The sequence below is a fragment of the Microbacterium sp. CFSPD4_SD4 genome, from assembly GCF_057364585.1.
This window is the reverse complement of record NZ_JBNFOC010000002.1, coordinates 406489-419285: the sequence shown is the minus strand read 5'-3', so window position 1 is coordinate 419285 and position 12797 is coordinate 406489. Positions and strand designations below refer to the sequence as shown.

The 12797-nt window shown below is 69.3% G+C and carries 15 protein-coding genes; 5 read left to right on the top strand and 10 right to left on the bottom strand.

Annotated elements, in window-relative coordinates; all coding sequences use genetic code 11:
• Positions 1 to 7: 7 nt before the first annotated feature.
• From AC2W7E_RS06090 to AC2W7E_RS06080, 3 genes are all read right to left on the bottom strand, one after another.
• The gene (locus AC2W7E_RS06090) at positions 8 to 601 is read right to left on the bottom strand and encodes a DUF305 domain-containing protein (protein WP_485988740.1); all 594 of its coding nucleotides are present in this window, start codon (positions 599 to 601) and stop codon (positions 8 to 10) included.
• 66 nt (positions 602 to 667) lie between these two features.
• Positions 668 to 1057: a DUF6153 family protein gene (locus AC2W7E_RS06085; protein WP_025104167.1), complete on the bottom strand. Its 390-nt coding sequence runs from the start codon at positions 1055 to 1057 to the stop codon at positions 668 to 670.
• Between the two features lie 44 nt (positions 1058 to 1101).
• Positions 1102 to 1569, bottom strand: coding sequence for a hypothetical protein (locus AC2W7E_RS06080; protein WP_485988739.1), 468 nt, complete (start codon positions 1567 to 1569; stop codon positions 1102 to 1104).
• Positions 1570 to 1706: 137 nt separating this feature from the next.
• Between AC2W7E_RS06080 and AC2W7E_RS06075 the strand changes: the two genes are divergently transcribed.
• From AC2W7E_RS06075 to AC2W7E_RS06055, 5 genes are all read left to right on the top strand, one after another.
• Entirely contained in the window at positions 1707 to 2477 is a 771-nt protein-coding gene (locus tag AC2W7E_RS06075) for a LysM peptidoglycan-binding domain-containing protein (protein ID WP_485988738.1), read from the top strand.
• Between the two features lie 233 nt (positions 2478 to 2710).
• The gene (locus AC2W7E_RS06070) at positions 2711 to 3061 is read left to right on the top strand and encodes a PadR family transcriptional regulator (RefSeq protein WP_025104171.1); all 351 of its coding nucleotides are present in this window, start codon (positions 2711 to 2713) and stop codon (positions 3059 to 3061) included.
• Between the two features lies 1 nt (position 3062).
• Positions 3063 to 3434: a DUF1048 domain-containing protein gene (locus AC2W7E_RS06065; protein WP_485988737.1), complete on the top strand. Its 372-nt coding sequence runs from the start codon at positions 3063 to 3065 to the stop codon at positions 3432 to 3434.
• Entirely contained in the window at positions 3431 to 4204 is a 774-nt protein-coding gene (locus AC2W7E_RS06060; protein ID WP_485988736.1) for an ABC transporter ATP-binding protein, read from the top strand. The genes AC2W7E_RS06065 and AC2W7E_RS06060 overlap by 4 nt, the downstream gene beginning before the upstream one ends.
• Entirely contained in the window at positions 4201 to 4968 is a 768-nt protein-coding gene (locus tag AC2W7E_RS06055; protein ID WP_485988735.1) for an ABC transporter permease, read from the top strand. The genes AC2W7E_RS06060 and AC2W7E_RS06055 overlap by 4 nt, the downstream gene beginning before the upstream one ends.
• A 135-nt stretch (positions 4969 to 5103) precedes the next feature.
• Here the strand turns inward: AC2W7E_RS06055 and AC2W7E_RS06050 are convergent, their stop codons facing one another.
• From AC2W7E_RS06050 to AC2W7E_RS06020, 7 genes are all read right to left on the bottom strand, one after another.
• A complete protein-coding gene (locus AC2W7E_RS06050) occupies positions 5104 to 6606 on the bottom strand; it encodes a lipase maturation factor family protein (RefSeq protein WP_485988734.1) in 1503 nt (500 codons plus the stop codon).
• A 56-nt stretch (positions 6607 to 6662) separates the two neighbouring features.
• On the bottom strand, positions 6663 to 7337 hold the full coding sequence (locus tag AC2W7E_RS06045; RefSeq protein ID WP_485988759.1) for a linear amide C-N hydrolase: 675 nt from the start codon (positions 7335 to 7337) through the stop codon (positions 6663 to 6665).
• On the bottom strand, positions 7295 to 7639 hold the full coding sequence (locus AC2W7E_RS06040; RefSeq protein WP_485988733.1) for a linear amide C-N hydrolase: 345 nt from the start codon (positions 7637 to 7639) through the stop codon (positions 7295 to 7297). The genes AC2W7E_RS06045 and AC2W7E_RS06040 overlap by 43 nt, the downstream gene beginning before the upstream one ends.
• A gap of 146 nt (positions 7640 to 7785) precedes the next feature.
• Positions 7786 to 8694: a glycine betaine ABC transporter substrate-binding protein gene (locus AC2W7E_RS06035; protein WP_025104177.1), complete on the bottom strand. Its 909-nt coding sequence runs from the start codon at positions 8692 to 8694 to the stop codon at positions 7786 to 7788.
• 162 nt (positions 8695 to 8856) lie between these two features.
• The gene (locus AC2W7E_RS06030) at positions 8857 to 9816 is read right to left on the bottom strand and encodes an ABC transporter permease (protein ID WP_060923286.1); all 960 of its coding nucleotides are present in this window, start codon (positions 9814 to 9816) and stop codon (positions 8857 to 8859) included.
• On the bottom strand, positions 9816 to 11177 hold the full coding sequence (locus tag AC2W7E_RS06025) for a quaternary amine ABC transporter ATP-binding protein (RefSeq protein ID WP_253247372.1): 1362 nt from the start codon (positions 11175 to 11177) through the stop codon (positions 9816 to 9818). The genes AC2W7E_RS06030 and AC2W7E_RS06025 overlap by 1 nt, the downstream gene beginning before the upstream one ends.
• 331 nt (positions 11178 to 11508) lie before the next feature.
• Positions 11509 to 12621, bottom strand: coding sequence for a class I SAM-dependent methyltransferase (locus AC2W7E_RS06020; RefSeq protein ID WP_315108944.1), 1113 nt, complete (start codon positions 12619 to 12621; stop codon positions 11509 to 11511).
• Positions 12622 to 12797: the final 176 nt, after the last annotated feature.

The following is a 12797-nucleotide window of genomic DNA, read 5'->3' as shown; positions in this document are numbered from 1 at the left end:
GTGCCGATCAGAGCGTGGCGAGGATCTGCTTCATCTCCGCGATCTCGGCGGTCTGCGCGTCGACGATGTCCTGCGCGAGGGCGACCGCGTCGGCGTTCTCGCCGTCCGCCACCTCCGCCTCGGCCATCGCGACCGCGCCCTCGTGGTGCGCGATCATCTGCTCCAGGAACAGCCGGGACGCCTCCGGGCCCGCGGCGGCCTCGAGCGCGGCGAGGTCGCCGTCGCTCATCATGCCGTCGCCGTGGTCCATCGCGGCCGGGTCACCCGCCTCGGCACCCCAGTCGTCGAGCCAGCCCTGCATCTTCTCGATCTCCGGACCCTGAGCGGCCGTGATCCGCTCCGCGAGGTCGGCGACCCGGGGGTCGACGTCGTCCTTCGCGAGCACGATGTCCGACATCTCGACGGCCTGCTCGTGATGGACGATCATCATGGACGCGAACATCGCATCGGCCTCGTTCGCGCCGGCCAGCGGAGCGTCCGAGGTGGAGTGCCCCATGCCGGAGTGGTCGGCCGGCCCCGCGGGTGCCGTCGAGGCGCATCCCGCGAGCGCGAGGGTTCCCGCCAGGACGAGGACAGCGGCGGCAGTGGTTCGATTGGTCATTTCTCTCTCATCTCTGTCTGTCGGAAGGGCGTCCGCGGTCGCGGCGCCCGGGCGCATCGGCGCCGATCAGGTCCGACTGATGCAGAGGACGTGGAGTGAGGGAGGACGAAGCGGGGCGGCGGCCGCGTCCACGAGCGAGCGGAGAGCGCGGAGCAGAGGTCCGGTCAGGAGAGCGCGAGACGGGCGCAGCAGCAGGAGGAGTCCGCCGAGCAGGGCGAGGACGCAGGCCGCCCCGCCGTCGTGCGCAGGGTCATCCGGGACGACGGCCTCATCCGCTCCGCCCGCCTCATGCGCTGCCGACGCCGCAGGGTGCGCGGGGGCCGCGTGCCCCGCGACGGCATGCGCCCCCGGGGTGCCGTGGGTGTCGAGGGCGTGCATGCCGAGGAGGCCGAGGAGGACGCCGCCCACGAGGAGGACGGCGAGCAGCGCCCCCTGGAGCACGCGACGACCGACCATGTGCTCATGGTACCCCGTGGGGGTATGTCGACCGGCATGCCGGCTCAGCGGGCGACGCCAGCGCGCCGCAGCAGTCGGCGGACGGCGAGCACGACACCCGCCACCGCGAGCTCCCCCACCACCCGGCCCAACAGCGTGGCGACGAGCACCGGCGGAACGAGGTGCTCGGGCGAGAACACCGGGAGGGCGACGACGAAGAGCACCGCACCGGTAACGGCGCCGGCGAGCAGGACCCGGGCCGGGCGGACGGGGGCGTCCCGCCGGAACGGCAGCGCCAGGTCGAGGACCACGCCGCCGAGGACGAGCGGCACGACGCCGAGCAGCCCGATGGGCGACACCGCGACCGTCAGCACGCCGGTCACGAAGGCAGCCAGTGTCGCCATCCCCGGCACGCGGGTGACGACGCGCGCGAGGAACGGCAGCGCGGTGTGGACGCCCGCGACCACCGCGTACGCGGGAGGGGACGTGGCGGCCAGCACGCTCGTGATCGGCACGACGCGGTGAGCAAGCACATCGGCAACATCTTCGCCAAGCTCGGGCTCGCCGCCACCGACAGCGGCCACCGCCGCGTCCTCGCCGTGCTCGCCTACCTCCGCAGCTGACGCCTCCGCTCTGGTGCTCGGCACGCTTCGATGCCATGCTGACCGGGATGAAGCGCTCCACCACGATCACCGCCGCCGTCGTCGCCGTCGCCGTCGCCGGCCTGGTCGTCGCGGCCGCTCCTGTCGTGGTCAGCGCCGCGTCCACCGTGTTCGACGTCACCTCGTGGGCGTCGGAGCGCTTCGCCGCCGAACCGTCACCGACCCCCACCCCGGCGGCCTTGAAAGCCGAGGACACGGCCGAGGACGAACTCGTCGACCTGGGTGACGGCATCAGCGTTCCCGCCGGCGGACCGGGGGACTGCTCCACCAACGCGTTCATCAACATCGGCAGCGACGACGGCTCTGCGCATCATGCGAAGCTTCTCGGCGAGCTCGTCGACATGGGCACGTCGGAACTGGCGCGCGGTCCCGTCACCCGGGATGCGGACGGGCGGATCTTCTCCTACGAGGTCCAGTCCGGCGACAGTCTGATCGCGATCGGCGAGCGCTTCTGCGTCGACTACGTCACTGTCGGCAACTTCAACCATGTGCGCGGCTTCGAGCCGATCGCACCCGGCGACGTCCTCTACCTCCGCCCGGACCCGGCTCTTCCGTTCGTCGACATCTACGCGCCGTACAACGCCCCGCCCGGCTCGTCCACCATCCCGTACTACGACGGCGTCGCCGCGTTCTCGACCGCCGTCGCGACCGCCGACCTGGGTGCCGCGCGGTGGCTGTGGCAGCGCCTGGAGAAGGACATGCCTCCGGAGACGGCTGCCGTGATCACGCAGGCGCTCCACGACGACGACCTCCCCCTTCTCCGCCGCCTCTTCCCCTAGCCCCCTCCTCCCTCCCCCCCGTCTTCCGCCAAGACCCCGGGCTGTCGTCGACACCCCGGGGTTTCTGCGTCTGTCGCCCGGGGTCTCGCCGCGTACCCGGGGTCTCGGCGGAAAGAGGGGTGAGAAAGTTCAGTATTCGGTGTTGCTAAGTACCGGTACTCAGTGTTACTTTGTACCGGTACTCAGCAACACTGAGTACCGAACGGAAGACACAGGAACGAGAGGAGGGACCGATGGGCAAGCAGATGACCGAGATGCTCAAGGGAACCCTGGAGGGCATCGTGCTGGCCCTCCTCGCCGAGCAGCCGGCCTATGGATACGAGATCACCACGCGTTTGCGGGAGCACGGCTTCACCGACACCGCGGAAGGCACCGTCTACGCCCTGCTGGTCAGGATCGAGCAGAAGAAGCTCGTCGACGTCGAGAAGGTGCCGAGCGAGAAGGGCCCGCCCCGCAAGGTGTACACCCTGAACGCGCAGGGCCGACAGGAGCTGGAGGAGTTCTGGACGACCTGGGACTTCCTCCGCACGCACATCGAACGACTCAACACGAACACCACGAACACCACGAACAAGGAGAACTGACATGGCCGCGAAGTGGATCGAAGCGCTCACCGGATCGCTCGAGCAGAAGAAGCAGTACAAGCAGGCGAAGGCGCGGATCGAGGCTCTGCCGGAACCGTACCGCACGGTCGCCAACGCCCAGCACCGCTACACGATGTACTACGGGGGGATCACCGACGGGGACACCCTCGTGCAGATCTTCCTCGACCTCGCCGACCTGTGGGAGCGCGCCGCGATCGACGGCACCCCGATCGACGACATCATCGGCGACGACCCCGTGCAGTTCGCCGAGAACTACGCCGAGGCCTACGGCGGCACGCAGTGGGTCGACAAGGAGCGCGCGCGGCTGAACAAGGCGGTCGCGGAGGCGAGGAAGAAGGAGGACGAGTCATGATGACGCCAGCCCTCTCGGTGCACGGCATCGAGAAGTCGTACAAGGACCTGCACGTGCTGCGCGGCGTCGACTTCGAGGTGGAGCGGGGATCGATCTTCGCCCTCCTCGGGTCGAACGGCGCGGGCAAGACCACCATGGTGCGCATCCTCTCCACGCTGCTGAGGGCCGACGCGGGCACCGCGACGGTGCAGGGCATCGACGTCGCGGCGAACCCGGTCGGAGTGCGCGAGCGCATCAGCCTCACCGGACAGTTCGCCGCGGTCGACGAGATCCTCACCGGACGCGAGAACCTCGTGCTGGTCGCGAAGCTGCGGCATCTGCCCGACGCCGGCGCGGTGGCCGATCGGCTTCTCGCGCGCTTCCGGCTCACGGAGGCCGGGGGCCGCAAGGTCGGCACGTACTCCGGCGGGATGCGGCGACGGCTCGACATCGCGATGAGCCTGGTCGGCGACCCCGAGGTCATCTACCTCGACGAGCCGACCACGGGCCTCGACCCCGAGTCGCGCATCGAGGTGTGGGACGTCGTGAAGGAGCTCGCGGGCGGTGGCACGACCGTGCTGCTCACCACGCAGTATCTCGACGAGGCGGAGCAGCTGGCCGACCGCATCGCGATCCTGCACGAGGGCCGCATCATCGCGAACGACACCCTCGCCGGACTCAAGCGGCTGCTTCCGGCCGCGAAGGTCGAGTACGTCGAGAAGCAGCCCACCCTCGAGGAGATCTTCCTCACCCTCATCGGCCCCTCATCCGGAAAGGAGAAGGCAGCATGACCACGCACTTCGCCGCCGACACGGCGACGCTCACCGGCCGCTCTATGCGGCACATCTTCCGCAGCCCCGACACGATCATCACCACCGCGGTCACCCCGATCGCCCTGATGCTCCTGTTCGTGTACGTCTTCGGCGGCGCGCTCCAGCAGAGCACCGGCGCCGAGAACTACGTGAACTACCTGCTGCCGGGGATCCTGCTCATCGCGATCGCGTCGGGCATCGCCTACACGGCGTTCCGGCTGTTCACCGATATGCAGAGCGGCATCTTCGAGCGGTTCCACTCCATGCCGATCGCCCGGTCGAGCGTGCTGTGGGCCCACGTGCTGACGTCGCTCACCGCGAACGCCATCACCCTCGCGATCATCTTCGGCGTCGGATTCCTCATGGGATTCCGCACCGGGGCGAGCGTCTGGGCCTGGCTCGGCGTGATCGGCATCCTGATGCTGTTCACACTGGCACTCACGTGGCTGGCGATCATCGCGGGCCTGAACGCGAAGACGGTCGACGGCGCGAGCGCCTTCTCATATCCGCTGATCTTCCTGCCGTTCATCAGCTCGGCGTTCGTGCCGACCGACACCATGCCGGCACCGGTGCAGTGGTTCGCCGAGAACCAGCCGGTGACCTCGATCGTCGACACCATCCAGGCGTTGTTCGCGGGGGAGCCGGTCGGGTCCGACATCTGGGTCGCTCTCGCCTGGTGCGTCGGGATCCTCGTGGTCGCCTACGTGCTCGCGATCATCTCGTACCGGAAGAAGGTCAGCTGATCGACGTCAAGCGAGACGGAACGCTCCGCCCGGGGACTCTCCCCGGCCGGGGCGTTTCGCCGCGCTCGGCGGCCGTTCGAATCGCCTGAATGGCTCCATCCGGCCGGGATTTGCCGCACAGTGCGCGACTCGAAGTCAGCGGAGGCCGACCGGACCGAGCACTACGCGGCGACCGGTCCGCACCCAGACCGCACCGTCGGCACGGTGCTCGGCGCGGGTCGTGAAGCGGTAGCGGTACGACACGGCGCGCACCCATCGCGGCCGCTCGCCGTGGAAGGGGTCCACGCGCAGCATCCGCAGCGTCGGGGCATCCGCCTCCAGCAGCCGCACGAGGAACACGGAGAACCAGTCGTCCAGCGAGTGCCCGAGCGGCAGGAACCACATGAGCCAGTCCAGCCGCAGGTGATACGGGGCGAACTGCCGCGGGATCCGCCGCACGTCCCCGGGCTTCCCACGGAACTCGTACTCGCGCCAGTGCCGGCCCTCCTCGTCGTCCGACCCCTCCACGACGATCTCGATCCGCTCCCGCGTGACCGTGCCGAAGGCTCCGTAGGCGTTGGCGAGCTGCCAGCGGTGGAAGCTCGCGTTCATGAGCTGTCGTCGCGCGAAGAGGTTGCGCACGGCGGGCACGCTCAGCACGACGAACAGCGCCCCGACCACCGAGGTCACCACGACCCACCACAGCGGCATGCCGGACACCGTCCACGGCAGCGAGGTCTCCGGCGTCCGCTCCGGAGTCCCGATGCCGGGGAGGCCGATCGCGGAGAACCCGAGCACGATCGTCGCCCAGTTCAGCCACGCGAAGTTCCCGGTGAGCACGAGCCACAGCTGCGTCGCGATCACGATCCCGCCCGCGACGGCACCGACCCACGCGACCCCTTCGACAAGCTCAGGGACCCAGCCACCGCTGTCGGGGAGCCACAGCGACAGCAGCGGGGCGAAGAGGAAGAACGGCACGACGAGCTGCGCGACGTGGTTCCCGACGACCTCGAGCTTGTGGAACCACCGCGGCAGCAGATGCGCCTGGCGGCTCAGCGGCCCGGGCATCGGCTGGGTCTCGTGGTGGAAGGTCATCGCGGTGAGGTCGCGCCACTCGCGTCCGCCGCGGATCTTGATCATCCCGGCGCCGAACTCCAGCCGGAACAGCAGCCACCAGAACAGCACGATCACCACGGTCGGCGGCGGCTGGTCGTTCGAGCCGAGGAAGGCCGCGAGGAACCCCGCCTCCAGCAGCAGCATCTCCCACCCGAACGAGTAGAAGGTCTGCCCGATGCTCACCACCGACATGTAGCCGAACCACAGGGCGAGGAAGGCGAGCATCGGCACCCACGGCGGCCCGAGCTGGGGCACCCCGGCGATGAGCAGGGCGGCGATGACGATCCCCGCCCAGGACAGCGCGACCAGACGCCGGTCGGTGTAGCGGACGCGGGTGAAGAGCGTGGGGTGCAGCAGCTTCCGGCGCTCGCGCTTCTGCGCCACCCAGTCCAGCAGCACGGGCGCGGGCAGGAGTCCGTGCTCACCGAGGAGCGGACGGAACTGGTTGAGCGTCGAGACGAACGCGACGAGGTACAGCGCCGCGATGCCCCGCTGCAGGACCTCGCGGGCGAACCCGAAGTCGACCGCCGCGAACCCGTCCACGGCCACAGGCTAAGCCGCGGCCGCCCTCCCGATGAGGGGGTTGCGCGGAGCGGAGATCAGTTCTGCATCGCGATCTGCTGCCCCTTCACGAGCGGGTACGCCGCGAGCTCGGAGCCGTCGAGATCCTCCTTGTGCATGTCCACACCGGTGATCTGGCTGTTCTCGTAGGTCGTGTAGTAGTACACGCCCGTCGCCGTGTTGGCGCACGACGAGTAGATGGTGATCTCGTACTTCTCCTCGTCGCCGACCTGCACGCACCCGCGCTGCTGGGCGACAGAGCCGAGGATCTGGAAGAACTGGCTGATCGACTCCGACTCCGACGTCCCGCACACCGAGTTCATGCGCGTGAACACCGCCTTCACGAACCGGGACGACGACGACAGGTCTCCCGGCAGCCCGATCCCGCCCATGCCGCGACTGTAGAGGTCCATCGGCACGTCCGAGGCGAACGTGTTCTCCGGCTGCCGCTTCGAGAGGTGCTGATAGTCGTTGAGCCGGAAGCTCTGGATGTCGAACGTGGGGTTGTTCGTGAGCACGCCCCACGGGTTGTCGTAGACCTTGAGGCCGCCGCGCACGCTCTCGACCGTGATCGATGCGCTCTTGTCGGCGATGATCCAGTGCAGCGGCGACAGCGGGAACTCCGGGCTGAAGTTGATGTCGACGAGGCTCACCGACCGGAGGGCCTCCTTCACCTCGGCCACCGTCTCGAACTGTCCGAGGACCCAGGGGATGAACTCGAACGGGGTGACCTCGGTGTCCCCCGACCCGGCGCCGGGTAGTGCGCGTTGTCCGGGAAGTTGAGCCCCGCCATGCCGAGCCCCTTCTCGTTGACCGCGTCGTAGTAGAGCGGGTAGCCGTCGGCGATCGTCGCGATCCCGATGATCGCGTGGTGCGTCGGCATCGACGGCAGCCGGTGGAACGGGAACGGGAAGTTCCGCGGTGTGACGGTCACGGTCTCGTTGTACGAGAACTCCAGATCGAGATTCCTCCCGAAGTAGTGGTCGGCGGTCGTGAAGCTCAGTCCTGTGCACATGGTCGTGTCCCCCCATCCGCGGGCCGGTCGACCCGCCGGTTTCGCGCCATGCTTCCACCTTCCGCCCCCGAATGTAAGTGGGGTCACCCATGACGAAGGAGGGCCTCCCGCTGCGGGAGACCCTCCTTCGAGACGTGCGACGGGTGTCAGCTCGTGACGGTCCAGTCGAACTGGTCGCCGTACTCCTCGAGCCAGGCGTCGACCGCGTCGGCTTCCTTGCCCTCGCCGTACTCGTTGACCACGAGGTCTTCGAGCGCGCCGTACTGCTCGTCGTCGAGCTTGATCTTCTCGATCAGCTCCGCCGCCTCGGGGAACTCGTCCGCGAAGCCCGCGGTGCCGAGGAAGTGCAGGCCCTCGGCCTTGCCCATGGCGCCCTTCGGGTCTTCGAGGTCCTTCACGGGGAAGGCGTCGTTGGCCCAGAACGGACGCCACAGCGTGACGACGATGTCCTCCTTCTTGTCGGTCGCGGTCTTGAGCTCGGTGAGCATCGCCGCGGTCGACGAGGTGACGAGCTCGTACTCGCCGTCGAGGCCGTACTCGGGCATCATCTTCTGGGTCTGGGCGGTCAGGCCCGCACCCGGCTCGATGCCGTAGATCTTGCCGTCGAAGTCGGCGCCCTTGCCCGCGAGGTCCTCGATCGAGGTGAGCTCGGAGTACTCCGGCACCGCGAGGGTCAGCTTGGCGTTCTCGTAGTACGTGCCGAGGTCTTCGATGTCGTCGCCGTACTTGTCCATGTAGGAGGCGTGGGTGAGTTCCGGCCACGCCGACGGGTACATGTCGACATCGCCCTGTGCGAGCCCGGTGTAGAGCGGGCCGGCCTCGGTGAGCGTCTTCATCTCGACCGTGTAGCCGATCTTCTCGAGCTGGTCCTGGAGGAGGTAGGCGGTGCTGAGGCCGTCGGTCCAGGAGGGCAGGAACCCGAGGGTGATGGTGCCCTTGTCCTCGGCACCGTCGCCGCCGCCGCTCGTGCCACCGGCGCCGTCGCCGCTGCATCCGGCGAGGGTGAGCGCTGCGGCAGCCCCGAGGGCGGTGATGGTCAGGATCTTCTTCTTCATGTGACTCTCTCTCTTGCGTTCCGTATGTGATTCAGGAGGTGCGGACGAGGCCGCGGGACAGCTGTGCCGGGATCGAAACCGTGCCGGGATCCGCGCCCCGACGCCCCATTTCCGTCCCGCACCGGACGTAGCGGGGTGGGACGGAAACGGGGACGCGCGGGCTCAGGCGCGGGCGAGCTCGGATTCGGTCGAAGCCTCCTCGGCGGGTGCGGAGGCGGCGGGCTCCGACGCCACGGGGGCGGACGGCCGGGACGAACCGCGGCGCTTCAGCATGCCGAGGAGCGAGGAGCGGTTCTCGCCGGGCGCGCCCAGAGCGGCGGTCACCCGGTCAAGGAACACGGCGATGAGCACGACGCCCAGACCGGCCTCGACACCCTTGGGGATGTTGATCGTCGAGATCGCCTCGACGACCATCTTCCCGAGGCCGTCGGCACCGGCCATACCGGCGATGACCGCCATCGACAGCGCGAGCATGATGACCTGGTTGACGCCAGCCATGATGGTCGGCATCGCGAGCGGGAGCTGGATGCCGCGGAGGATCTGCCCCGGCGTCGCTCCGAAGGCGTGTCCGGCCTCGACGGTCTCCGCGTCGACCCCGCGGATGCCCAGCTCGGTCAGACGCACGCCGGGAGGCAGCGCGAAGATCACGGTGGCGACGAGTCCGGGCACCACGCCGATGCCGAAGAACACGATCGCCGGGATCAGGTACACGAAGGCCGGCATGGTCTGCATGAAGTCGAGCACCGGCTTCAGCGTCGCGCGCACGGTCGCATTGCGCGCCGACCAGATGCCGAGCGGCACCGCGATCAGCACGGCCACGACGGCGGCGACGAGCACCAGGGCGAGCGTCTGCATCGCCGGCACCCAGAGGTCCATGGCGACGATGAGCCCGAACGACAGGATCGTGCCGATGGCGAGCTGCCACGAGCGCACGAGCCAGGCGATCAGCGCCGCGATCACGATGATGACGGCGAAGTGCGGCGTGAGGAGCAGACGGGTGAGACCGTCGACGAGGAAGCTCACCACGAACGAGACCGCGTCGAGCAGGCCGTCGAGGTTGGCGGTGATCCAGTCGACGCCGGCGGCGACCCAGTCGCCCACGGGGATGCGGAAACCGTCCATCAGCGCACCTCCTCCGCCTGGGCCTCTGAGCCGAAGCCACCCTGTGCCTCTGACCCGAACCCATCCTGGGTCCCTGAGCTCGTCGAAGGGCCGGGCTCGGCCGTCCATCCGTCGTCGAGCACGGCGTCGATCTCGGCCTGGGGCATGGGGGTCATCGGCAGCAGGATCTCCTCGGTCGCTCCGGGCCCGGGACCGAGCGCCGCGAGCAGGGTGACGCGCGGGATCACTCCCGCGAGGCGGCCGTCGGCATCCGTCACCGCGAGGGGCAGCGGCGACTCGACGGCGGGAACGAACAGGTTCATGAGGACGTCGTCCTCGCGCACGCTCTGCAGCACCGGCTTGATGATCGAGTCGAGGCGCGTGGCGCCCTGCCGCACGAGCTTCACGGCGTCGCGGTCGGTGACCACGCCGACGAGCTGGCGATCCTTGCCGACCACGTAGGTCGCCGACATGTAGGCGTCGCGCATCTGGCGGAGCGCGGTGCGAGGACCGGCCGACTCGGCGACGACGGGGCGCGGACGCTCCATCACGTTGGCGGCGGTGAGCACGCGGGCACGGTCGACGTCCTGCACGAACTGCTCGACGTAGTCGTTCGCCGGGTCCATGAGGATGTCCTCCGGCGTGCCGATCTGCACGATGCGGCCGTCGCGCATGACGGCGATGCGGTCACCGAGGAACATGGCCTCGTTGAGGTCGTGCGTGATGAAGACGATGGTCTTCTGGAGCTTCTGCTGCAGCTCCAGAAGCTGCTCCTGCATCTCGCGGCGGATCAGCGGATCGAGCGCGCTGAAGGCCTCGTCCATGAGCAGGATGTCGCTGTCGGCCGCGAGGGCGCGGGCGATGCCCACGCGCTGCTGCATGCCGCCGGACAGCTCGGACGGCAGCTTGTCGCCCTGACCCTCGAGCCCGACGAGGGCGAGGATCTCCTCGGCCTTGGCCTGGCGCTCGGCCTTGCCGACGCCCTTGAGCTCGAGCGGGTAGGCGACGTTCGCGGCGACCGTGCGATGCGGCAGCAGCGCGAAGTGCTGGAACACCATCGAGATGCGGTCGCGGCGGATCTCCCGCAGGCGGGCGGCCGGAATGCCCGTGATCGGGTCGCCGCCCACGGTGACGGTGCCCGCGGTGATGTCGTGCAGCCCGTTGAGCATGCGGATGATGGTGGACTTGCCCGATCCGGACAGGCCCATGATGACGAAGATCTCACCGCGGTTGACGGTGAAGCTGGCGTCGATGACGGCGGCGGTCCCCGCGTCGGCGACGGCGGCACGGCTCTCCCCTGCCTTCAGCCGGCGGACGGCGGCGCTCGGATTCCTCCCGAACACCTTGTACAGATGGCGCGCTTCGAGTGCTGTTTCGGACACGTTTCCCCTGCGGCTCGGCCTTCGGGTGGCTGAGCCTGCTTCGGTCACGCCCGGGTGATCCTCACGAGGCCGTTCGACGTCTTCGCTGTGGCGGCACAGGCGGCGGATTTCGGATCCGCCGCAGAGGGGATCGACCGTACGCCCACGCCTCTTCGCCGCACAGCTCATCGAAGGAAGGACGTGACCGCGGACTGGTCTATGGGCCGTCAGGCCCGCAGACCAACGTAACGAAATGGCCGGTCAGCGGCAAATCCTGCACTGCGGACGTGCCCGGGTTTCCGGCGCTGACCGGGGGATAGTACGAGCGTCTAGCAATCTCGGCGCACCGTGCTCACGGGCGACGAACGGAGCGCGTCACCGTGAACTTCGGGGTGCGCCGGAGCTGCTCGGTGGGGCCGATGAGCCGTGTCAGCTCGGCCCGGTAGCCGAGGCTCGAGTTGTACACCGTGAACAGCTCCCCGTCCGGTCGGAGCAGGCGCGCGGCGGCCTCGAACAGGCGGGTCGCGGCGCCGGTGTGCACGCTGGCGCCGAGGTGGAACGGCGGATTCAGGAGCACCGTGTCGAAGCTCCCCGCGGCGAGCGCCGAGCCCGCATCATCGTGCGTGACCTCGACCCGATCGGCCACCCCGTTCGCCGACGCGGTGGCGCGGGCGGAGGCGACGGCGGCGGCCGAGCGGTCCGTGGCGACGACCCGGTCCCGCGGGGAGGCGAGTGCCCAGGACACGGCGAGCGCGCCGGTCCCGCAGCCGAGGTCGAGGACACGGCGCCCGGCGTTCCCGTCGAGGTCGAGCACCTCGAGCAGCGTACGGGTGCCGATGTCGAGGCGGGCACCGGCGAACGCGCCGCCGTGGGCGACGAGGACGAGGTCGCCGTGCCGCGCCGAGACCGGAAACGGCGGGGACTCCGGCACGGGAAGGGGCTCGGTGGCGATGAGCAGCCGCGACTTCCGCTCCGCACGCTGGGCCTGGACGTGCGCGAAGCTCCGCCCCAGGACATCGTTCTGACCGAGGGACATGTGCTTCACGCGGCCTCCCGCGACGAGCACCACCTCCGGGGCGGCCCAGCGGGCCACGGCGTCGGCGATCTCCTCGAGTTCAGCGAGGGCCTTCGGCAGCTGCAGCAGCACCAGTCTCGCTCCGGCGAGCAGATCGGCATCGAGCTCGTGCGGCGCGAACCCGCCGATTCCGAGCTCCTCCGCGTTGCGAGCGAGGGCGCGGCGTCCGGTCGCGAGGTCCTGATGCACCCGGACACCGGAGCGCCCGGCCGCCGTGAGCGCCAGCGTGATCGCGCCGTACTCGTCACCGATCACGACTGTCTCTGACCCCGGCACGTCGAGCGCGAGTGCGCGCTCCACGAGCAGGAGGTCGGTCGCATCGTGGGCCTGGAGGTTGTCCGCCTCGACGTCGGGCCAGCGACGCAGGCGGCTGTAGAGGAACTCCGGCACCAGCCCACTGTACGCGGCCCGCCCCACCCCCTCCCCGTGCACAACTTCGGAGCTGACGGCCGACACGCCGCCGGAACCGACCGTCAGGCGGCATGTCGGCGGAGATCTCCGAAGCTGTGCCCGCCCACATCCAGAGGGGTTGACACCGTGGCCGGTTCCGTGGTTACTTAGTCAAG

Bases quoted from the DNA above. Each gene is read 5' to 3' on its own strand.
- AC2W7E_RS06065 (WP_485988737.1), top strand. From the start codon at position 3,063: ATGGCCGCGAAGTGGATCGAAGCGCTCACCGGATCGCTCGAGCAGAAG.
- AC2W7E_RS06070 (WP_025104171.1), top strand. From the start codon at position 2,711: ATGGGCAAGCAGATGACCGAGATGCTCAAGGGAACCCTGGAGGGCATC.
- AC2W7E_RS06030 (WP_060923286.1), bottom strand. From the start codon at position 9,816: ATGGACGGTTTCCGCATCCCCGTGGGCGACTGGGTCGCCGCCGGCGTC.
- AC2W7E_RS06060 (WP_485988736.1), top strand. From the start codon at position 3,431: ATGATGACGCCAGCCCTCTCGGTGCACGGCATCGAGAAGTCGTACAAG.
- AC2W7E_RS06040 (WP_485988733.1), bottom strand. From the start codon at position 7,639: ATGTGCACAGGACTGAGCTTCACGACCGCCGACCACTACTTCGGGAGG.
- AC2W7E_RS06075 (WP_485988738.1), top strand. From the start codon at position 1,707: ATGAAGCGCTCCACCACGATCACCGCCGCCGTCGTCGCCGTCGCCGTC.
- AC2W7E_RS06055 (WP_485988735.1), top strand. From the start codon at position 4,201: ATGACCACGCACTTCGCCGCCGACACGGCGACGCTCACCGGCCGCTCT.
- AC2W7E_RS06085 (WP_025104167.1), bottom strand. From the start codon at position 1,057: ATGGTCGGTCGTCGCGTGCTCCAGGGGGCGCTGCTCGCCGTCCTCCTC.
- AC2W7E_RS06035 (WP_025104177.1), bottom strand. From the start codon at position 8,694: ATGAAGAAGAAGATCCTGACCATCACCGCCCTCGGGGCTGCCGCAGCG.
- AC2W7E_RS06090 (WP_485988740.1), bottom strand. From the start codon at position 601: ATGACCAATCGAACCACTGCCGCCGCTGTCCTCGTCCTGGCGGGAACC.